Origin of the sequence: Polaromonas sp. YR568 (assembly GCF_943369415.1) — a bacterium.
Taxonomy (GTDB): Bacteria; Pseudomonadota; Gammaproteobacteria; order Burkholderiales; family Burkholderiaceae_C; genus Polaromonas.
Genome location: NZ_CALRNF020000004.1, coordinates 53864 through 75011 on the forward strand (window position 1 = coordinate 53864; position 21148 = coordinate 75011).

Genomic DNA, 21148 nt, shown 5'->3' on the forward strand with positions numbered 1-21148 from the left:
GCCTAAACGACCGTCAGTTTCGCCACGCTCAGGGCCAGCCACTTCACGCCGTGCCGCGTGAAATTGATCTGCGCGCGGGCATCGTCGCCGCTGCCTTCGAGCATCATCACCTTGCCTTCGCCGAACTTGGCGTGGAACACCTCCATGCCGGTCCTGAGCCCATGCGAAGGCGCGCTTTTTTGCGGCGGCACCGGCGGGTTGGCAAAACGCTCGGAAGCGCCGGCCTTGGATGAAAACACGCTGCTGGCCCAGTCCTTGCGCCCGCCACCCGCATTTCCACCGCCGCCGCCCCACGCGCCCGAGCCCATGCCTGAGGCAAAACCCTGGTTTTTCGGCGTGATCCATTTGAGTGCGGCTTCAGGCAGCTCGTCAAAAAACCGGCTCTTGAGGTTGTAGCGCGTCTGGCCGTGCAGCATGCGGGTTTGCGAATGGCTGAGGTAGAGCCGCTTGCGCGCGCGCGTGATGGCGACGTACATCAGGCGGCGTTCTTCTTCCAGCCCGTCGCGGTCGCTCATGGAGTTTTCGTGCGGGAAGATGCCGTCTTCCAGGCCGGTGATGAACACGCAGTCGAATTCCAGGCCCTTGGAAGAATGCACCGTCATCAGCTGCACCGCGTCCTGGCCGGCCTGCGCCTGGTTGTCGCCCGATTCAAGCGCCGCATGCGTGAGGAAAGCCGCCAGCGGCGAGAGCGTTTCACCGGTCTCGCTATCGGGCACCAGGGCCTCGGGCAGGGGTTCGTCCACCAGCGGCGCGGACCCGTCCAGTCCCTGGCTGGCCGGCGACTGCGTGAGGCGCCCGCCCAGCTCATCGACCGGCAGCGCCACCGCATCGCGGCCGAAGCCTTCCTGGCTCACGAAAGACTCGGCGGCGTTGACCAGTTCGGCCAGATTCTCCAGCCGGTCCTGGCCTTCTTTTTCGGTCTTGTAGTGTTCCTCAAGGCCGCTGTGCTGCAGCACAAATTCGATGATCTCGCGCAGGCTCAGGCCGCTGGTCTGCTCGCGCATCACATCGATCTTGGCCACGAAGGCGCCCAGGTTGGCGCCGGCCTTGCCGGCGACGGCGCTCACGCCGTCATAGAGCGAGCAGCCCGCGGCGCGCGCGGTGTCCTGCAGCAGCTCGATGCTGCGCGCGCCTATGCCGCGCGGCGGGAAGTTGACGACGCGCATGAAACTGGTGTCGTCGCGCGGGTTCTCCAGCAGGCGCAGGTAAGCGAGCGCATGCTTGATTTCGGCGCGCTCGAAAAAGCGCAGGCCGCCGTAGACGCGGTAAGGCACGCCGGCGTTGAAGAGCGCCGTTTCCATCACGCGGCTTTGCGCATTGCTGCGGTAGAGCAGCGCGATCTCCTTGCGCTCGGTGCCGTCGCGCACCAGCTGCTTCACTTCATCGACGAACCATTGCGCCTCGGCGAAATCGCTGGTCGATTCATAGACGCGCACCGGCTCGCCGGGGCCGGCCTCGGTGCGCAGGTTTTTGCCCAGGCGCTTGCTGTTGTGGCTGATCAGCTCGTTGGCCGAGTCAAGAATGTTGCCGAAGCTGCGGTAGTTGCGCTCCAGCTTGATCTGGTGCTGCACCTCGAACTCGCGCACGAAGTCGGCCATATTTCCCACGCGCGCGCCGCGAAAGGCGTAAATGCTCTGGTCGTCGTCGCCCACGGCGATCACCGAACCGCCCGGCATGGCGCCCGCCCCCTGGATGGCGTCAGGCCCCTGCCCCGCCAGCATCTTGATCCAGGCGTACTGCAGCTTGTTGGTGTCCTGGAACTCATCGATCAGGATGTGGCGGAAACGCCGCTGGTAGTGCTCACGCACCGGCTGGTTGTCGCGCAGCAGTTCGTAGCTGCGCAGCATGAGCTCGCCGAAGTCGACCACGCCTTCGCGCTGGCACTGCTCTTCATAGAGCGCGTAGATCTCGACCTTCTTGCGGCCTTCTTCGTCGCGCACCTGCACATCCTTGGCGCGCAGGCCGTCTTCCTTGTTGCCGGCAATGAACCACATCAGCTGCTTGGGCGGAAAGCGCTCGTCGTCGATGTTGAACTGCTTGCACAGGCGCTTGATGGCCGACAGCTGGTCCTGCGTGTCCAGGATCTGGAAGCTTTGCGGCAGGTTGGCCAGCTTGTAGTGGGCGCGCAAAAAGCGGTTGCACAGGCCGTGGAAGGTGCCTATCCACATGCCGCGCACGTTCACCGGCAGCATGGCCGACAGGCGCGCCAGCATTTCCTTGGCCGCCTTGTTGGTGAAGGTCACCGCCAGGATGCCGCCTGGCGAGACCTGGCCGGTCTGCAGCAGCCAGGCGATGCGTGTCGTCAGCACCCGGGTCTTGCCGGAGCCGGCACCAGCCAGGATCAGCGCATGCGTGTTGGGCAGCGTGACCGCTGCGAGTTGCTCCGGGTTAAGGTTTTGCAGGAGAGGGGAGCTGGGGACTTCTGGGAACATCCCCCCATTGTAGAAAGAACATCAGCCCCGCCGCGGCGCGTGGGGCGAAGGCCCCTGCGCGTTGCCGGCTAGCTGCCGTCCGCCTTCAGGATGGTCTCGCCCTTGAGCGCTCCTACGTCGCGAATGGCCATGCGATGTCGCTTCCAGCCAGCCCAGGTACGGCGCAAGTTCGCCAGCGAAATGCCGTAATAGATGGCCTTGAACATCCGCAGGCGGCCCCAAAAAGGCGTCTTGCCGAAAATGTCCCCGGCCAGCAGTGACAGCAGCGCTTCCTTGACGCGCAGCGGATTGGCCGGATGCATGAACATTTCGCGGATGGTCGGGTTGGTCACACGGTAGATGAACCACGAATACTCGCTCGGGCCCTTGCGCATCATGGCCTCGAAGCTTTTGCGCACAGCGGGCAACCCGGCCGGCTGGTCAAGCGCGGTTGCCACCAATTCGGCGCCGTCAAATGCACTGTGCATCGCGAGGTACACGCCTGACGAGAACATCGGGTCGATGAAGGTAAACGCATCGCCCAGCATCAGGTAGCGGTCGCCGGTGGCGTGTGTGCTGCTGTACGAAAAATTTCCGGTGGCGTGCACCGCATCGTCGACCAGCGTGGCGTTGGCAAGGCGCCGTTTCAGCTCCGGCGCCAGGGCGATGGTGTCCATAAAAAACTCGCGCAGCGGCTTTTCGCGCGACTTCAGGTAATACGGCCAGCACACCGCGCCGACGCTGGTGGTGCCGTCGGCCAGCGGAATAAACCAGAACCAGCCATGAGGAAACCAGCAAATGCTGATGTTGCCTTCGCGCTTGCCCTGCAGCCGCTCGACGTTGGTGAAATGGCCAAACAGCGCCGTGCTGTTGTGTTCCTTGCTTTTGGCTTTGGAACGCAGCTTGTTCGCCAACAGCGTGTCGCGCCCTGATGCGTCCACCACGAAGCGGGCCCGCCAGCTGCGCTTTGCCCCGTCGTCCAGCTCGGCCTGAACAGTGGCGCCTTCCGCGTCAAAAACCACATCGCGCACGGTACAGCCTTCCAGCGTTTTCGCTCCGCGCGTTGCTGCGTTGCGAAAGAGCAGCTCATCCAGCTCGGAGCGCCGCACCTGCCAGGCCGAAGGCATCGATTTGTCCCATGCATCGGCGAATTCGATGTAACTGCAGTGCGCGTGTTCCGGTGAAACAAATTCAATGCCCCATTTGGGCATGCCAATGCGGTCAACCTGATCACGCACTCCCAGGCGTTCGAAAAGCTCCACATTGGCGGGAAGCAGCGATTCACCGATGTGAAATCGCGGGTGATGCGCTTTTTCGAGCAAAACCACGTCGCGCCCCTGGGCCGCCAGCAATGCGGCAATGGTGGAACCAGCCGGGCCTCCGCCCACGATAAGGACGTCGCAAGTGGAGGTAAAAGCAGAAGCGGGAATTTCGTTCATGACAGTCATTGGCAAAACCCGGGTTTGCGCAACGGCGTACGAGGCAGGCGGTTGCAATTGAGAAAGGCTGCGTTCAGGGTAACACCGCTGGCGCAGCAGTTTCCACCTTGCTTCTTCACAAATTGCAGGAATCGGTTCCTTCTGCCGGACGCCGGTTGCGCCTGCCCCGCACGAAAGCCCGTAAATTCCCACCCGCCTGCCGCTTCTGCGAACATAGCCGTATTTTTTGGGGGTCTCATGACTACAGGTTTGAGCCAAACAGGGCCTGCATGGCTGGCCACCTGCCTTTTGGCGGCCGGTCTCGGTTTTTCCGGCATTGCGCATGCGCAGTCGTCCTGCTCCAGCGACGGCCAAAGCCGGCCGTTGCTGCTGCTGGAACGTTTTATCAACGCCAACTGTGACACCTGCTGGGCGGACCCGGCCACACCCAATGCCGGCGCCAACGCGTTGGCCATTGATTGGGTGTTGCCCGGCAGCAAGGGCGAGGACGCACCGCTGTCGGCCGTGGCCACCCGCGAATCGCTGGACCGCCTGGCAACGCTGCGCCAAAGCCCGCCCGCGCAAATCTTTGCCCATACATCTCTCGTCACCGTGCTCAAAGGCGCCACCCTGCGCGTCGCGCATGGCCTCCCTCTGAGCGGCTACCTTGGCGCCTCGATTGAACTCAAGCCCGTTCCGGCCGCCGCCAAAGGCCGTCAGTGGACGGCGTGGCTCGCTTTGGTCGAAACCTTGCCAGCGGGCACCGAAAATTCGCCGGTAGAGCGAAATTTGATAAGAAACGTGCTCCAGGCCAATTGGAACGGTCGCAAGTCGCTATCAAAAGGTGAGCAAAACCGCTTTTTTGACCAACGCTCCATGAGCATCGCCGAAGGTGCCAACCCCGAGCGCATGCGGGTGGTGGGCTGGGTAGAAAACGAAAAAGGCCAGGTGGTGGCCGCAGCACAGTCGCGTTGCGCTCCTGAAAAATAATTGGCGGCATTTAACCCCGTTGCGCCGCGCGCCCCGTTTAAGGGTGCATCGCCAACAACCAAGGGGTTTTTATGCCAAACGGCTTTCGCGTCTTTAGCGACTTCAACGCGCTGACTGCCCTCCGCTTCCTTCAGGCCACCGCCGCGGTCTGCTTCAGCCTCCAGGCGCTGGCGCTCAGCCCGCCGCCTCCCATCGCCTCCGGCAAATTCGCGCCGCCGTCCGACTGGCGGCCGCCGGTGATCGCCCTCAACAACGCTTCGGGCCAGCCCATAGCGCTGCGCGCGGCATCTGTGGAGGTCGACCTTTTCGGCGACCAGGCGCAAACCCGCGTGGAACTGCGCCTCTTCAACCCCAATCCCCGCATGCTGGAAGGCGAACTGCAGTTTCCCCTGCAAGAGGGCCAGGTGGTCACAGGTTTCGCGCTGGATGTGAACGGCCGCCTGCGCGACGCCGCATCGGTGCCCAAGGCCAGGGGGCAGGAAATCTTTGAAGACATCCGCCGCCGGCGCGTGGACCCCGGGCTGCTGGAAGCCACAGCCGGTAACCAGTACAAGCTGCGCGTCTACCCCATCCCCGCGCAGGGGGAGCGCCGCGTCGTCATCACCATCCACGAAACCCTGCCGCGCCAGCGCGATGCCGGCGTGCTGCGTGTGCCGCTGGCGTTTGCGTCGGTGGTGGGGCAACTGCAGGTGAGCGTGCGTGCCCATGGCGCGGCGCGGCAGGACGTGCAGCTGATTCAAGCCCCCGCAGATGCGCAGCTCAACGCCAGCGCTGGCGGCATGGTGCTTTCCCTGCAGAAAACCCAGTGGCTGGCGCCCCAAGGCCCGGCCGGTTGGCTGCAGTTGGCGGTGCGCCGCACTGGCAAGCCGCAAGTCATGGTGGGTGAATCCGGCGGCAAACCGTTTTTTGCCGCGCAGATGGACTTTCGTGATGAGCTGGTCAAGCGCCCCGCCCCATCGCACATCGCACTGGTGTGGGACGCATCGGCCTCGGCCGCAGCGCAAGCCCGCGTGCTGCCGGTGCTGGAGGCTTACTTTCGCAAGCTGGATAAAACCGTCAAGGTGAGCCTGCTGGTCATGCGCAACAAGGCCGAGCCGGTGCGCAGCTTGACGGTGGCGCCCGGCCGCTTTGGTGAGCTGGCCGATGCCTTGCGCGCAGAGCCGTTTGACGGCTCCAGCAACTTTGACAATTTGCCCATCCCCGCCGACGCAGACATGACAGTGATGGTGACGGACGGCCTGATGACGGACGGTAAAAAGAGCATCCACTACCTGCACACAGCGCCCGTCATGGTGATCAATGGCGCGGCGGCCGCAGACACCGCACGCCTGGCGCGGCTGGCCGACCGCACGGGCGGCGCGCTGGTGGACGCCACACTGCTGACGGCCGAGGGCGGCGCGCAGGCCATGCTGATGCACGGCTGGCGCATTGAGCGGCTGTCCAGCTTGTCCGCAGAAAAACTCGTGGCGCCTACGACCAGCGTGCACCAGGGCCGCATCGCCGTCGCGGGCGAGCTGCTCGACACACAAGCCCGGATCGACATTGCGCTGGTACACCCGGATGGACGCAAACGCACACTGGCACTGGACGTGAACACCAAGGCCACCGCAGGCCGCTGGCCCGGCCAGCAATGGGCCCAGTGGCGCAGCGCCGAGCTGGCGGAAAACGCCGGGCTGCACAGCGGCGAGCTTCAGCGCATTGCGGCAGCGCACGGCATCGTGGGACCCAACAGCTCACTGATCGTGCTGGAGCTGGCAAGCGACTACGCGAACTACAAACTCCCTGCCCCGCCCGAGCTGGCCGATGAAATGGCGCGGATCAGCCAGCAGCTGATGGCGCAGGCCACGCAGACGCGGCAGGCGCATATCGAGGCCATGGTGAAACAGTTCGACAACAAACGGCGCTGGTGGGACAAGGACTTTCCCAAAGACGCACTCAAACGCGCTGAGCCCAAGACGGAGGTGCACGGCGGGATCGCTGCGATGGGCGGAACTTCGCGGGCGCGTGAGCAGGTCGGAGCCGATCTCATGGCCCGCAAGGACCAGGCATTCGCAGGTGCACCCATGGCCGCACCCGCGCAGGTCGCCCCCGTCGCGGCGGCTGCCGCACCCGCTGCGCCTGCTGCGCGGATGGCCCAAGCGGAAAACCGCCAGCCGAAAACCTCGTCCGCTGCGGCGCCACCTTCCGCCATCCCCACCATCGCGCTGCAAGCCTGGGTGCCCGACGCACCCTACATGAAGCGCCTGCAAGATGCCGCCAAGGATGATCTCTACCGCGTCTACCTCGACGAGCGCGCCGCTTACCTCAGCAGCAGTTCCTTCTACATGGATGCGGCCGGCGTGTTCTTCGACCGCGGCCTGGCCGAGCTGGGCCTGCGCGTGCTGTCCAACCTGGCGGAAATGAACCTGGAAAACCGCCAGCTGCTGCGCCTGTATGCCTACCGCCTGGTGCAGGCGCGACGCAACGACCTGGCCGTGCCGGTGTTTGAACGCATCAGCGAACTGGCGCCCAACGAGCCGCAATCCTGGCGCGACCTGGGCCTGGCGCTTGCCGAGAGCGGCCAGCCGCAACGCGCCGTCAACGCCTTGTGGGAAGTGGTGTCGCAGCCCTGGAACGGGCGCTTCGCCGGCATCAACATGATCGCGCTGGCCGAACTCAACGCGGTTGCCGCACAAGCGGCTTCCAGCGGCCAGCCGGCGCTGGACCTGGGCCGGGTGGACACGCGCCTGCGCCGCAACCTGCCGCTGGCCCTGCGTGTGGTGATGGCCTGGGATACGGACGACACGGACATCGACATGTGGGTGACCGACCCGAACGGCGAAAGAGCCAGCTATGCCAACCGGCTGACGTACCAAGGCGGCGCCATGAGCCCCGACGCCACGGGCGGCTACGGACCCGAGGAGTTCTCGCTCAAGGCGGCCAAGGCCGGCAAATACAGCGTGGAGGCGCAGTTCTACGGCCAGCGCCAGCAGGTGCTGTCGGCCGGCACCACGGTGATGGTGCGCGTGACCACCGGCTTCGGCACGCCGCAGGCACACGACGAGTGGACCACCTTGCGGCTCACGCGCGGCCAGGAGACCGTGCGTGTGGCCGAGGTGGAGGTGCGTTGATGCGCGCGCCTGACAAGATGGCACTATGCATATAAAGGCTATACCGCTTTGGCGGGTGCCGCCCGCATGAGAGGCGCATAGAATCAATCACCGGGCCCAAGCAATTGCGCCCGGTTTTTTTGTTTCGGCCTTGCCTTCGCGCCAGCGCCCGCAAACAAAACCGGTCCAGTCCAAGCGCCTTCTGTTCTTCAACAGTTTTTTCTAAGGCTTGGGAATCATGGAAATCTTCGACTACGACAACATCCTGCTGCTGCCGCGCAAATGCCGCGTGGAAAGCCGCTCGGAATGCGACGCCAGCGCGACGCTGGGCGGGCGCAGCTTCCGCATCCCGGTGGTGCCGGCCAACATGAAGACGGTGATCAACGAGGAGATCTGCGCCTGGATGGCGAAAAACGGCTACTTCTACGTGATGCACCGCTTCGACCTGGACAACGTCCGGTTCGTGAAAGACATGAAGGCCCAGGGCGCCTATGCGTCCATCTCGCTGGGCGTGAAGAAGCCCGACTACGACACCGTGGACCGCCTGGCCGCCGAGGGCCTGGTGCCCGACTACATCACCATCGACATCGCGCACGGCCACGCCGACACGGTGCAGAAGATGATCGCCTACCTCAAGCAGAAGCTGCCGGCCTCCTTCGTGATCGCCGGCAACGTGGGCACGCCCGAAGCGGTCATCGACCTGGAAAACTGGGGCGCCGACGCGACCAAGGTCGGCATAGGCCCGGGCAAGGTCTGCATCACCAAGATGAAAACCGGTTTCGGCACCGGCGGCTGGCAGCTGTCGGCGCTCAAGTGGTGCGCGCGCGTGGCGACCAAGCCCATCATTGCCGATGGCGGCATCCGCGAGCACGGCGACATCGCCAAATCCGTGCGCTTCGGCGCGACCATGGTGATGATAGGTTCCATGCTGGCAGGGCTGGAAGAAAGCCCGGGCAAGACCGTCGAGGTCGACGGCAAGCTCTTCAAGGAATACTACGGCAGCGCCTCGGACTTCAACAAGGGCGAGTACAAGCACGTCGAAGGCAAGCGCATCCTGGAGCCGGTCAAGGGCACGCTGGCCGACACGCTGCGCGAGATGGAAGAAGACATCCAGAGCTCCATCAGCTATTCCGGCGGCACCAAACTGCTGGACATCCGCAAGGTCAACTACGTCACGCTGGGCGGCGACAACGCGGGTGAGCACCTGCTGATGTAAGCGCCTGCTATGTGCGGGTAGCGCCCAGCCCCAGCAAGTCCAGCGCCAGGCTGTGCAGCCGGTGCTCGGTCTCCGCCAGTGCGTCCAGTGCGCTGAAATGGTTGCGGCGCAAATGCGATTCGCACACCGGCACGACACCCTCGCCCCAGGCCTCCTGGATCAGCAGGTTCTGGCGCAGGAACTCGGCGCTTTCGTCCGCACCCGCCACGCTGTAAAGCGTGCCGCGGCGCGGGGCCGGCAGCAGGGCCGGGCTGGCCTTGGCGACCTGTTCGGGCGTGAGCTTGAGCGAGTCCTTGAGGAAGGGCGTGTGGCGCATGGGCTCCAGGTCGTACAGGCCTGAAATCGACAGCGCATTCTTCAGCAGGTCCGCCGGCAGGTCGTTCGCATAGGCCTTCCAGTCGCACAGCAGCAGCATGGCCGCCAGGTGTCCGCCGGCCGAATGCCCGGCCACCGTGATGCGGCCGGGGTCGCCGCCGTAGCGGGCGATATGGCGCCAGGTCCAGGCCAGGGCCTTGACCATCTGCATCGTGATGTCGGGAATCGTCACCGCGGGGCACAGGGCGTAGTTGGGCACCACCACGCAGGCGCCGGCCTCGGTGAAGGGCGGCACGATGAAGGAGTGGTCGGACTTGTCCAGGGAGCGCCAGTAACCGCCGTGGATGAAGACCAGCACCGGCGCGCCCTTGCCCGGCTTGACGCCTTGCGTGCCGAAGCCGCCGGCCGGAAACACATCCAGCATTTCGCCGGCGCGGTCGCCGTAAGGCACGTCGATCTGGCACGGCAGGCGCTTGCGAACGGATTGCGAGTTCTCCGCCCAGCGCGCGAAATAAGCCGGGTGGTCCGGCACCAGGGCGCGGTTGTTGTACATGCGGTCCAGCCAGGCGGGATCAAAGGGGTTCATTGTTGTTCTCCTGAAAAGGGAAAAAGGCATCCAGTGGCCGCCATCTTGGCACAGCCGGGCCCCTGTGTTGCCGCATACGGGTAAACCCGGGATCAATGATCATCGGATCAGCGTATTCTGTATACAGAGTACAAAGATGACATCCCAACTGATCAAAATCGAATCCACCCCCGACCTGGTTGACCAGGTCTACCGCAGCCTGCTGGACGCCATCAGCGACGGTTCGCTGGCGCCGGGCGCGCGCATCACACAGGAAGAGATTGCCGCGCAGCTCGCGGTATCGCGCCAGCCGGTGCTGCAGGCTTTGCGCCTGCTCAAAAAAGACGGTTTTGTGCTGGACGCCCCCGGCCGCGGCGTGCTGGTTGCGCCGCTGGACGAAGCCTCGCTGGTGCAGATTTACCAGGTGCGCAGCGCCCTCGATGCACTCGCCGCCCGGCTGGCCGCCGACGCCCGCGCCCGGCTGGACCCGCAGCTGATCAGCCAGGGGCGCAAGGCCGCGCGCGGCAGCGACGTCAAGGCCATGATGGCGGCCGACGCGCGCTTTCATACGGCGATTTATGAAGCCTCGGGCAACCCGCTGATCGCCCAGAGCGCGCAGCTGCACTGGCACCACATACGCCGCGCCATGGGCGCGGTGCTGCAGGTGTCGACCATGCGCGAATCGATCTGGGACGAACACGAAGCGATCGCCCAGGCCATCGCCGCCGGCGACGCGGACAAGGCCGAGGCGCTGATACGCGAGCACGGCGAGGAAGCCGGCCACAACCTGGCGAAGCTGCTGTCCAGCGCGCTGGCCGTGCCCGCCACTTCCACCGCCCCCTGAAGCGCCCCGAACAACTACCGAAGGAGACATGCGATGAGACTGAGCCCCGAACAACTTGCCCAATTCGACCGCGACGGTTACCTGTTTTTCCCCGGCATGTTCACGCCGGAAGAAACCCGCGCGCTCAACGACGCCGTGCCCGAGCTCTACGAGCGGCGCGAGGACTACAACATCCGCGAAAAAGGCAAGGACGCGGTGCGCACCAACTTCGCGGCCCACATGTACAGCGAGCCCTTCGCTAAACTCGCGCGGCATCCGCGCATGATCGAGCCGGTGGAAGACCTGCTGGGCGAGCAGCTCTACATGCACCAGTTCAAGATCAACGGCAAGATGGCGTTCGAAGGCGACGTCTGGCAGTGGCACCAGGACTACGGCACCTGGCTCAATGACGACATGATGCCGACCGAGCGCGCGATGAACGTGGCCATCTTCCTGGACGACGTGACCGAGCACAACGGGCCGCTGATGTTCATCCCCGGCAGCCACAAAAAAGGCGTGGTCGATGCGAAGCACGACCTCACCACCACCAGCTACCCGCTGTGGACGGTGGACAACGACCTGATACGCCAGCTGGTGCAGCGCGCCGGCGGCAAAGAGGGCGGCATCGTCAGCCCCAAGGGCCCGGCCGGCTCGATGATTTTGTTCCACTCATGCCTGGTGCACGCCTCGGGCAGCAACCTCTCGCCCTTCAACCGGGTCAGCGTCTACCTGAGCCTGTGCGCCGTCAGCAACCACATCCGCCGCCACAAGCGCCCCGAGTACATCGCCCACCGCGACTTCACGCCCATCAGCTGCCTGCCCGACGACTGCCTGCTCAAGGACTACCCGGTGGACCTGCCCTGGAAGGACGGCGTGCCGGCCACGGCGCTGCAGACCTCGATGGAGGAGATTGCGCCTGAGCGCAAGGCAGCCTAGACAAATCCCGGCTTTGGGTGCTTCCGGAAATTCAGAATTTCGGGATGAAGTGCAAGGCGCCCGGAGCACAGCAACCGGAATGTACTTCCGGTACATGAGGATTGCGAGCAACGCGCAACGACGCGATTCGCCCGAAAAATGAATTTACGGAAGTACCCATGAATCTTTATTCCAAACTCCAGCAACGCGCAGCCGAGAACAAACCGGTGCGCATAGGCCTGATAGGCGCCGGCAAATTCGGCTCCATGTATCTCGCGCAAATCCCGCGCACGCCGGGCGTGCACCTGGTGGCGATTGCCGACCTGTCGCCCGACGCGGCGCGCACCAACCTCGCCCGCGTGGGCTGGATGCCCGAAATGGCGAATGCCGCTTCGGCGCAGGCGGCGATCAAGACGGGCACGACCTGGATCACCGACGACTGGAAAGCGGTGGTCACGCATCCGCAGATCGACATCATCGTGGAGTGCACCGGCAACCCGATCGCGGCGGTGGAGCATTGCCTGCAGGCCTTCGCGCACGGCAAGCACGTGGTCAACGTCACCGTCGAGGCCGACGCTTTTTGCGGCCCGCTGCTGGCGCGCAAGGCGGCCGATGCCGGCGTGGTGTATTCACTGGCCTTCGGCGACCAGCCGGCGCTGATCTGCGACCTGGTGGACTGGGCGCGCACCTGCGGCTTCCCGGTGGTGGCGGCGGGCCGCGGCCACAAGTGGCTGCCGCATTTTTGCGAGTCGACGCCGGAGACGGTCTGGGGCAACTACGGCCTCACGCCCGAGCAGGCCGCGCGCGGCGGGTTGAACCCGAAGATGTTCAACAGCTTTCTCGACGGCTCCAAACCTTCCATCGAATCCACCGCGGTAGCCAACGCCACCGGCCTCACGGTGCCCAGCAACGGCCTGCTCTACCCGCCGGCCAGTGTGGAAGACATTCCCTACGTCACGCGACCTATTCAAGAGGGCGGTGTGCTCGAACGCAAAGGCATGGTGGAGGTCATCTCTTCGCTGGAAGCCAACGGCCGCAAGATTCCCTACGACATCCGCATGGGCGTGTGGGTCACCGTCGAAGCCGAGACCGACTACATCAAGAACTGCTTTGAGGAATACAACGCCCACACCGACCCGAGCGGGCGCTACTTCACGCTGTACAAACGCTGGCACCTGATAGGCCTGGAGGTCGGCGTCTCGGTCGCCAGCGTTGCGTTGCGCGGTGAACCCACCGGTGTGGCGACCTGCTGGAACGCCGACGTGGTGGCCACGGCCAAGCGCGACCTGCAGCCCGGCGACATGCTGGACGGCGAAGGCGGCTACACCGTCTGGGGCAAGCTGCTGCCGGCCGACACCTCGATGAAGATGGGCGGGCTGCCGCTGGGCCTGGCGCACCAGGTCAAGGTCGTGCGCGCGGTGAAGAAGGGCCAGAGCCTGAGCTGGAACGACGTGGCGATGGACACCTCCACCCCGGCCTACAAAGTGCGGCAGGAGATGGAGGCCATGTTCGCGCCGGCCCTGAAAAAAGCCGCGTAAAAAGCCGTATAAAAGCCGACCCGAAAGCTCGCTGACAGCCTTCTCGCGCGGGGTGCTTCATGATGGCTCAAGCCACCAAGCACGAGGACACTGAATGACCACCGCCAGCGAAACATCCTTTCCCGCCATCGCATTTCTGGGCACGGGCATCATGGGCCTTCCCATGGCCCTGCGCCTGTGCGAGGCCGGCTACGCGCCGCAGGTGTGGAACCGCACGGCGCGCAAAGCCGCCCCGCTGGCCGCGCTGGGGGCCGCGGTCCATGAGTACGCGGACGTCGCGGTAGCCTCGGCCGACATCGTCATCAGCATGCTTGAAAGCGGTCCGGCGGTGAAGGACGTGCTGTTCGCGCATGGCGTGGCTACCGCGATGAAACCGGGCGCCCTTTTTCTCGACATGGCCTCCATCCAGCCGCGCGAGTCGCGCGACCATGCGGCGCGCCTGGGCGCGCTGGGCATCGCCCACCTTGACGCGCCCGTGTCGGGCGGCCCCGGCGGCGCGGAAAGCGGCACGCTGGCCATCATGGCCGGCGGCAAGGCGGACGATTTCGCGCGGGCGCTGCCGGTGCTCAACCACTTCGGCCGCGCGACCCACGTGGGCCCGCACGGCAGCGGCCAGCTCGCCAAGCTGGCCAACCAGATGATTGTGGGCATCACCATAGGCGCGGTGGCCGAAGCGCTGCTGTTCACCTCGCGCGGCGGCGCCGACATGGCCAAAGTCAGGGAAGCCATCACCGGCGGCTTTGCCGACAGCCGTGTGCTGCAGCTGCACGGCCAGCGCATGCTGGAGCGCGACTTCGCGCCGCGCGCGCGCATGGACATCCAGCTCAAGGACATGCGCAACGCGCTGGCAACCGCGCAGGAGATAGGTTTTGAAGCGCCCATCACGGCGCTGTTCGAGCAGCTCTATGCCGAGGGTGTGGACCACGGCCTGACCGACCTGGACCAGTCGGCGCTGTTTGTCGAACTGGCCAGCCGCAACGGCATGAGCTGAGGCCGCGCCTCTTTCAGCAAGCGCTCAGGAACCCAGCATGTTGACGCGCACGTGCAGCAGGTGGCCCACGCAGAGTTCCCTGGCGCGCGCCGCGTCGCGTTGCTGAAGCGCCTCCACCAGGTTGCGGTGTTCGCGCTGGTAGTCCAGCCGGCGCTCGGGCGTGGCGCTGCGGCGCTTGAGCATGCCCCACTCGGCGTCCGAGCGTGCCTGGTTCATCAGGCGAAAGACGCTGGAGATAAAGCTGTTGTGCGCGGCGTCGGCGATGACTTCATGCAGCAGGCTGTCCCAGCGCTCGAAGTCTTCCAGCGTGGTGGCCGCTTCGGCCTTGCTGCAGCATTCGTGCATGCGCTCGAAGTCGGCTGAATTGGCATTGCCTATCACCATGTCGATGATGGCCGGCTCCAGCGCGAGCCGCGCGCTCATGAGTTCGGCCGGACTGGCCGAACGCGGCGGCGCGCCTTCTGGCGTGGCGGCCAGCGCCTCGGAAATGTTGGCGCTGACGTAGGTGCCGCTGCCCACCGTCTGCGTGATCAGGCCGCGCTCCTTCAAACCGGCCAGCACGCGGCGCACCGCCGCGCGGCTCAGGCCGCTTTGCTCGCTGAAGCTGCGCTCGGTCGGGATGCGATGGCCCGCGCGCCATTTGCGCGACTTCAGGTTGTCGAGGATGGCTTCCTGCAAGGCTGCGGCGCTGTCCATAAAGGTGGGCAAGGTGGTGTGGGCGGGAGAAATTGGGAACCGGACCGATGATAGCGGGCCTTGCGGGATGGGCGAATGATTCGGTAAATTGGTTTTAATTGGTTTCATCACATCTTCCTGTCAATCACCGGTACGAGATAGGTGTTTTCCCGGGAAATTGCGCCATTCACATCTCCACTGGTTGCACATTGGTATAAGTTGGTTCTACGATGGACGCCAGATCAAAAAAGGCCTTGAGGCCCGCAACAGGAGACAAGATTTGCGCATCGCGACTTTCCAATACCAGGGCCGGCGGCATGTCGGCCTCGTTTCGAGTGACGGCCAGAGCGTCACGCCCTTTGACCTGACGCCCGGGCAGGCGCGCACCGGCGCGCTGCCGCTCATAGAAGCCGGTGGCGCCCCCGCGCAACCCGCCCTGAAGGGCAGCGCCATCGACATCACTGCCATCAAGCTGGAGGCGCCGTTGCCAGTGCCGCGCCGCAATATTTTTTGCGTGGGCCGCAACTACCACGCCCATGCCAAAGAGCTGTCGGCCTCGGTTTTCAAGAACAACAACGCCAACCCCGAGTCCTGGCCCATCGTCTTCACCAAGGTGCCCGAGTGCGTGGTCGGGCCGCATGACGACGTGGTGCTGCCGGTGGGTTTGTCGGAGCAGATCGACTATGAATCCGAACTCGCCGTTGTCATCGGCAAGGGCGGCCGCAACATTTCGCGCGCGGAGGCGATGGGGCATGTGTTCGGCTACACCATCGTCAACGACGTGACCGCGCGCGACGTGCAGATGCGCCACCAGCAATGGGACCTGGGCAAGTCTTTCGACACCTTCTGCCCCATGGGCCCGTGGATCGTCACGGCCGACGAACTTGACGGCACGCGCACCCGCGTGCGCGGCTGGGTCAACGGCGAGCTGCGCCAGGACGGGCAGACGACGGATCTGATCTTCGACATCGCGACGCTGATCGAGACCTGCTCGCGCGGCATCACCCTCTACCCCGGCGACGTGATCGCCACCGGCACGCCGGCCGGCGTGGGCATGGGCATGACGCCGCCGCGCTACCTCAAGGCGGGCGACGTGGTGCGGGTCGAGATCGACGGCATAGGCGCGATCAAAAACCGTTTTGTGTGAATTGAGTTTTTAGTTGAGTTTTGAACAAGGCGCCGCAAGGCGCGACAACAGGAGACATTGATGAGCGACGTGAAGGTGACGTGGACGGGCGGCGTGGAACACTGGACGCACAAGAAGACGCCCGAGGGCGATATCAAACTTTTCCTCTGGGAGAAAAAGGCCTCACCCAAGGTACCGCATGCGGGCACGATCTTTTTTGTGCACGGGTCCTCGATGGCCTCGCAGCCGACCTTTGACCTGCATGTGCCGGGCCGGCCGCATTCGTCGGCCATGGACTGGTTCACCGAGCACGGCTTTGACACCTGGACCATGGACAACGAGGGCTACGGCCGCTCGGACAAGCACCGCAACATCAACTTCGACATCAGCAACGGCGCCGACGACCTGGCCGCCGGCACCGAATACGCGATGAAGGTCTCGGGCGCCAAGTCGCTGCTGATGTACGGCATTTCATCGGGCGCGCTCAAGGCGGGCCTGTTCACCGAGCGGCACCCGGAGCGCATCGCCAAGGTGGCGCTTGACGCCTTTGTGTGGACCGGCGAAGGCAGCCACACGCTGGAACAGCGCAAGAAAAAACTGCCGGAGTTCCTGGCCAAGAACCGCCGCCCGATTGACCGCCCTTTCGTGCACAGCATCTTCCAGCGCGACCATCCCGACACCGTGGAGCAACGGGTGGTCGAGGCTTTTGCCGATGCCATCCTGACGCTGGACGACTCCATGCCCACCGGCACTTACGTCGACATGTGCTCCAGGCTGCCGCTGCTGGACCCGAAGAAGCTGACCGTGCCCACCATCATCCTGCGCGGCGAGTACGACGGCATCGCGGGCATGGACGACCTGATCGACTACTTCAAGCTGCTGCCCAACATGAACAAGCAGTTCAGCGTGATGCGCGGCATCTCGCACGCGAGCTTCCAGCAGAAAAACTACATGATGGTCTACCAGATCCTGCACAGCTTTTTCACCATGCCCGAGCCTTCCTACAAAGGGTAGCGCCATGAAAACTCTCCACAAATCCGCCTTGCTGGGTGTCGCCTTGTCGCTGGCCGTGGGCATGGCTTCGGCGCAGGGTTACCCTAACAAGCCGGTGCGGCTCATCGTCCCCTTCGCGCCCGGCGGCTTCACCGACGTGGTGGCACGCATCCTGGGGCAGAAGCTGTCCGTCGCCATGGGCCAGCAGTTCGTCGTCGAGAACAAGGCCGGCGCGGGCTCCACCATAGGCACGGACTTCGTCGCCAAGTCCGCGCCCGACGGCTACACGCTGGTGATGATTTCCACGACGCACGTGATCAGCCCGTGGATCTACAAGACCATGCCGTATGACCCGATCAAGAGCTTCACGGTGGTCTCCAAGCTGGTCGATTCGCCTTACGTGCTGCTGGTCAACCCCAAGGTGCCGGCCAACAACGTGAAGGAACTGGTGGCGCTGGCCAAGTCCGCGCCCGAGACGATTCACTATGCGTCGTCGGGCAACGGCAGTTCGCAGCACCTGATGGGCGGGCTGTTCGTGTCGATGACGGGCGCGCCGCTCAAGCACGTGCCCTACCGCGGCAGCAGCGGCGCGGCGACCGACCTAGTGGCGGGCGTGGTGGAAACCAGCTTCGCGGGCGTACCGAACGCGCTGTCGCAGGTGCCGCAGGGCCGGCTCAAGGCCTTTGCCGTCACCACCGCCAAGCGCATTCCGCAGTTGCCCGACGTGCCGACCATGCAGGAAGCGGGCGTCCCGGGTTACGAGGCTTCGGTCTGGCTGGCATTGCTGGCCCCTGCCGGCACGCCGAAAGACATCGTGAACAAGCTCAACTCGGAAATCGTCAAGTTGATGAACACGCCGGACGCCAAAAAGGCCTTGTACGACGCCGGGGTGGAGCCGACGCCGTCGACGCCTGAAGCAATGTCCGATTACATGGTCAAGGAGATGGAGCGCTGGGGTAAGGTCGTCAAGGAGATCGGCATCAAAGTCGAGTAAACGCCACTCAAAAAACCCTCCTGGCGTTGTTGCGCCGCCTTGCCGTGCTGGTGCACTGTCTGCAGCGACGCGCCTAGCCAGGACCGCTTCGCTGGGTTTTTTGAGCGGCTCAATCCAGACGGCTTATGAAAAAAGCCGCTGCAGACAATGTCTGCAGCGGCTTTTTATTTGCCGTGCGGGTTGACCTGACGATCAGTCGCGCGCTGGCTTGGAGAACTTGCCACCGGCCTTCTTGGCGGCATCGCGGGGCACGAAGACCTTGCCGGCCGGCTTGGCGAAACCAGGCTTGCGGTTGGCGAAGTCAGGGCGCGGTGCGAAACCTTCGTTGCGCGCGCCAAAGTTGCGGTCGTCACGCGGGGCGAAGCCGCCGCCGTTGCCGTTGTTGTTACCGCCGCCAAAGCCGGCGTTATTGCCGCCGCTGAAGCCACGGTCGTCCTGGCGGCGCGGGCCGCGGTCGTTGAAACCGGAACGGTCTGCGTAGTTGCCTTGCGGCGCGGGAGCCCGGCCCTGGAAGGAGCCGCCGCGGTCGTCGCGCTCATGGCTGCGGGGAGCGCCGAAGCCGCCACCGCCACCACCAGCACCGCCGCCGAAACCACCACCTGCCGGCTTGCGGCCGGCGTAGCCGCCGCGATCACCACCGCCGCCGCCGAAGCTGCGGCCGCCGCGGTCACCGCCGAAGTTGCCGCGAGGGCGCTCGGAGGTCGGTGCGAAACGCTGCTGCGGCTCGAGGCCGGCGATCACGCTGGGCTTGAGGTTTTGCTGGGTGTAGTGCTCGATGTCCTGGATCTTGCGGCGATCGCGGAACTCGGCGATCGTGACAGCCTTGCCTTCGCGGCCTGCACGGCCGGTGCGGCCGATACGGTGCACATAGTCTTCGGCTTTCATCGGCAGGCCGTAGTTGATCACGTGGGTGATGGTGGGCACGTCCAGGCCGCGGGCGGCCACGTCGGTTGCCACCAGGATCTGCACGCGGCCGTCGCGGAAAGCCATCAGGCGGCGGTTGCGCAGGCCTTGGCCCAGCGCGCCGTGCAGCGCCACGGCGCTGAAGCCTTCCTGGACCAGGTCGTTGGCCAGGCCGTCGCATTCAACCTGGGTGCTCGCAAACACGATGGCCTGGTTGATGGTGGTGTCGCGCAGCATGTGGTCCAGCAGCTTGCGCTTGTGGGTCATGTTGTCGGCCCACAGCAGCGACTGCGTGATGGACGTGTGCTTTTCGTGCGGCGAGTCGATCTCGACGCGCTGCGGCGTGCGCATGACGCGGGTGGCCAGTTGCATGATGCGGGGCGCGAAGGTGGCGCTGAACATCATGGTCTGCTTGCGTTCGATCGTCAGCTGGTTGACTTCGGTCAGGTCGTCGGCAAAGCCGAGGTCCAGCATGCGGTCGGCTTCGTCGACGACGAGGAACTGCACCTGGTCCAGCTTGATCTGCATGCTGCGCTGCAGGTCGAGCAGGCGGCCGGGCGTGGCGACCACGAGGTTGGCGTTCTGCAGTTTGGCGATCTGCAGTTGGTAAGGAATGCCGCCAACGACGTTGGCGATGCGCAGGCCGCGGCAATGGCGCACCAGGTCGATCGCGTCGGCGCAGACCTGCTGGGCCAGCTCGCGCGTGGGGCACAGGATCAGCGCGCCGGGCGTGGCGGCCTTGAAGTTGCGGGCGTTGGTCGGGTCTTTGCGCTTGGGCTTTTTCAGCGGCGCTTCGCCGCGGGCGACGGCCTCGGCGCTCTGGCGTTCGAATTCGGCGCGTTCATTGCGCTCGGCTTCTTCCTGTTGCATGAGCAGCGTGTGCAGCACGGGCAGCAGGAAAGCGGCGGTCTTGCCGCTGCCGGTCTGGCTGGAGACCAGCAGGTCGGTGAACTTGGTCGCCTTGGGGTCGGCATCCAGGGCCTGCATGGCCTTGGGGATGGTGGCCATCTGCACGGCGGTGGGCTTGGTGAAGCCCATGTCGGCGACGGCCTGCAGCAGTTCCTTGGCCAGGCCAAGCGCTACAAAACCATTGGGTTCCGCGACGATCGCGTCGAGCGAAGTGGAGGCCTCAGGCGCATCGGAAAAATCCGGAACGGCGTTGAAAGCGGTGTCGTTGTTGTCGTTGGCAATGGCTTCAGGCAAAAAGTCGCCACGAGCCTCAAAAGAGTCAGTCATGTTTTTTCTCACTAATCACCTGTTCGCGGCGCTTTTGGCGAAGGAACAGGAAACTTCACCTCCCGCGATGCGGAAGGCTTCGTTCATGGTTAATAAAACATCAACCATCAAACGAATATGCGGCTCAGGCGGCAGAAATGTGCCCGAAGCGGTGACTCCGTTGTGGAGTCCAAAAGTGTGAGGTAGATGTACAAATGCAGCGCACCCAGTGCAACTGCAAGCCCATGAGTATAGCGTGCTTTACGGGTTTCTACCAGTCCCCCTGTTGATTAACGGATATTGGCCCTGCGGTCGCTCTCATTTCAGGAGCAGCCTGCCCACGTCCAGCCTCGTAAATCACCCTGAACGCCAGCCAAATTACTTCAGGAAGTGTTCCCGGTAATGCTCCAGCTCGTCGATGGATTCATGCACGTCGGCCAGGGCCGTGTGGCTTTGGCGCTTCTTGAAAGCGCTGTAAACCTCGGGGCGCCAGCGCTTGGCGAGTTCCTTGAAGGTGCTCACGTCGACGTTGCGGTAGTGCAAAAAGGCTTCCAGTTTGGGCATGTACTTGACCAGGAAGCGCCTGTCCTGGCTGATGGTGTTGCCGCACAAGGGCGAGACGCCCTTGGGAACGTATTGGGCCAGGAAGGCCAGGATCTGCGCTTCGGCGTCCGCCTCGCTCACGGTGCTGGCCTTGACCTTGTCGATCAGCCCGCTGCGCCCGTGGGTGCCTTTGTTCCAGTTGTCCATCTGGTCCAGCAGTTCGTCGGTCTGGTGGATCGCCAGGACCGGGCCTTCGATGCGCGGCGTGAGCTGCGGGCCGGTGACGATGACGGCGATTTCAATGAGGCGCTCTTTTTCCGGGTCCAGCCCGGTCATTTCGCAGTCCAGCCAGACGAGGTTCTGGTCTGATTTTTTGAGTGTGGTTTCAATTTCGGGCATGCTCCGATTCTCGCTGATCGCCTAAACTG

17 protein-coding genes are annotated in these 21148 nt (G+C 64.4%); 11 read left to right on the top strand and 6 right to left on the bottom strand.

The window, feature by feature from the left end:
• Positions 1 to 2: 2 nt before the first annotated feature.
• The gene (locus ACLV74_RS04055; RefSeq protein ID WP_411878094.1) at positions 3 to 2432 is read right to left on the bottom strand and encodes a UvrD-helicase domain-containing protein; all 2430 of its coding nucleotides are present in this window, start codon (positions 2430 to 2432) and stop codon (positions 3 to 5) included.
• A 68-nt stretch (positions 2433 to 2500) separates the two neighbouring features.
• Positions 2501 to 3850 (bottom strand): NAD(P)/FAD-dependent oxidoreductase, encoded by a 1350-nt coding sequence (locus ACLV74_RS04060; protein ID WP_411878095.1) that lies wholly within the window; start codon positions 3848 to 3850, stop codon positions 2501 to 2503.
• 363 nt (positions 3851 to 4213) lie between these two features.
• On the opposite strand from ACLV74_RS04060, the gene ACLV74_RS04065 reads away from it, so the two are divergent.
• The 3 genes from ACLV74_RS04065 to ACLV74_RS04075 all read left to right on the top strand — a co-directional run bounded on the left by ACLV74_RS04065 (position 4214) and on the right by ACLV74_RS04075 (position 9124).
• Positions 4214 to 4819 carry a hypothetical protein gene (locus tag ACLV74_RS04065; RefSeq protein WP_411878096.1) on the top strand — a complete coding sequence of 202 codons (606 nt, stop codon included), beginning with the start codon at positions 4214 to 4216 and terminating at the stop codon, positions 4817 to 4819.
• A 71-nt stretch (positions 4820 to 4890) separates the two neighbouring features.
• Positions 4891 to 7929, top strand: coding sequence for a VIT domain-containing protein (locus tag ACLV74_RS04070; RefSeq protein ID WP_411878097.1), 3039 nt, complete (start codon positions 4891 to 4893; stop codon positions 7927 to 7929).
• Between the two features lie 217 nt (positions 7930 to 8146).
• Positions 8147 to 9124 carry a GMP reductase gene (locus ACLV74_RS04075; RefSeq protein WP_411878098.1) on the top strand — a complete coding sequence of 326 codons (978 nt, stop codon included), beginning with the start codon at positions 8147 to 8149 and terminating at the stop codon, positions 9122 to 9124.
• Positions 9125 to 9131: 7 nt separating this feature from the next.
• Here ACLV74_RS04075 and ACLV74_RS04080 read toward each other — a convergent pair whose 3' ends face one another.
• Complete coding sequence (locus ACLV74_RS04080; protein ID WP_411878099.1) at positions 9132 to 10025, bottom strand: alpha/beta hydrolase; 894 nt, start codon at positions 10023 to 10025, stop codon at positions 9132 to 9134.
• Positions 10026 to 10161: 136 nt separating this feature from the next.
• Here ACLV74_RS04080 and ACLV74_RS04085 point away from each other — a divergent pair, with 136 nt between their 5' ends.
• The 4 genes from ACLV74_RS04085 to ACLV74_RS04100 all read left to right on the top strand — a co-directional run bounded on the left by ACLV74_RS04085 (position 10162) and on the right by ACLV74_RS04100 (position 14271).
• Positions 10162 to 10848, top strand: coding sequence for a GntR family transcriptional regulator (locus tag ACLV74_RS04085; protein WP_411878100.1), 687 nt, complete (start codon positions 10162 to 10164; stop codon positions 10846 to 10848).
• 33 nt (positions 10849 to 10881) lie between these two features.
• On the top strand, positions 10882 to 11763 hold the full coding sequence (locus tag ACLV74_RS04090) for a phytanoyl-CoA dioxygenase family protein (protein WP_411878101.1): 882 nt from the start codon (positions 10882 to 10884) through the stop codon (positions 11761 to 11763).
• Between the two features lie 158 nt (positions 11764 to 11921).
• Positions 11922 to 13280, top strand: coding sequence for an NAD(P)H-dependent oxidoreductase (locus ACLV74_RS04095; RefSeq protein ID WP_411878102.1), 1359 nt, complete (start codon positions 11922 to 11924; stop codon positions 13278 to 13280).
• A 94-nt stretch (positions 13281 to 13374) separates the two neighbouring features.
• Positions 13375 to 14271, top strand: coding sequence for an NAD(P)-dependent oxidoreductase (locus ACLV74_RS04100; protein ID WP_411878103.1), 897 nt, complete (start codon positions 13375 to 13377; stop codon positions 14269 to 14271).
• A 24-nt stretch (positions 14272 to 14295) separates the two neighbouring features.
• On the opposite strand, the gene ACLV74_RS04105 is transcribed toward ACLV74_RS04100, so the two are convergent.
• On the bottom strand, positions 14296 to 14967 hold the full coding sequence (locus tag ACLV74_RS04105; RefSeq protein WP_411878104.1) for a FadR/GntR family transcriptional regulator: 672 nt from the start codon (positions 14965 to 14967) through the stop codon (positions 14296 to 14298).
• Positions 14968 to 15226: 259 nt separating this feature from the next.
• On the opposite strand from ACLV74_RS04105, the gene ACLV74_RS04110 reads away from it, so the two are divergent.
• Genes ACLV74_RS04110 through ACLV74_RS04120 form a run of 3 tightly spaced genes read left to right on the top strand, consistent with a single transcriptional unit; the run spans position 15227 to position 18059 of the window.
• Complete coding sequence (locus ACLV74_RS04110) at positions 15227 to 16093, top strand: fumarylacetoacetate hydrolase family protein (RefSeq protein ID WP_411878105.1); 867 nt, start codon at positions 15227 to 15229, stop codon at positions 16091 to 16093.
• A gap of 60 nt (positions 16094 to 16153) precedes the next feature.
• Positions 16154 to 17086, top strand: a complete 933-nt coding sequence (locus ACLV74_RS04115) for an alpha/beta fold hydrolase (RefSeq protein WP_411878106.1) — start codon at positions 16154 to 16156, stop codon at positions 17084 to 17086.
• Between the two features lie 4 nt (positions 17087 to 17090).
• A complete protein-coding gene (locus tag ACLV74_RS04120; protein ID WP_411878107.1) occupies positions 17091 to 18059 on the top strand; it encodes a Bug family tripartite tricarboxylate transporter substrate binding protein in 969 nt (322 codons plus the stop codon).
• Positions 18060 to 18251: 192 nt separating this feature from the next.
• On the opposite strand, the gene ACLV74_RS04125 is transcribed toward ACLV74_RS04120, so the two are convergent.
• Positions 18252 to 20198 (bottom strand): DEAD/DEAH box helicase, encoded by a 1947-nt coding sequence (locus ACLV74_RS04125; RefSeq protein ID WP_411878108.1) that lies wholly within the window; start codon positions 20196 to 20198, stop codon positions 18252 to 18254.
• On the opposite strand from ACLV74_RS04125, the gene ACLV74_RS04130 reads away from it, so the two are divergent.
• On the top strand, positions 20197 to 20379 hold the full coding sequence (locus tag ACLV74_RS04130; RefSeq protein WP_411878109.1) for a hypothetical protein: 183 nt from the start codon (positions 20197 to 20199) through the stop codon (positions 20377 to 20379). The two genes, ACLV74_RS04125 and ACLV74_RS04130, sit on opposite strands and share 2 nt — an antisense overlap.
• Positions 20380 to 20555: 176 nt before the next feature.
• Here the strand turns inward: ACLV74_RS04130 and orn are convergent, their stop codons facing one another.
• On the bottom strand, positions 20556 to 21119 hold the full coding sequence (gene orn, locus ACLV74_RS04135; protein ID WP_411878110.1) for an oligoribonuclease: 564 nt from the start codon (positions 21117 to 21119) through the stop codon (positions 20556 to 20558).
• Positions 21120 to 21148: the final 29 nt, after the last annotated feature.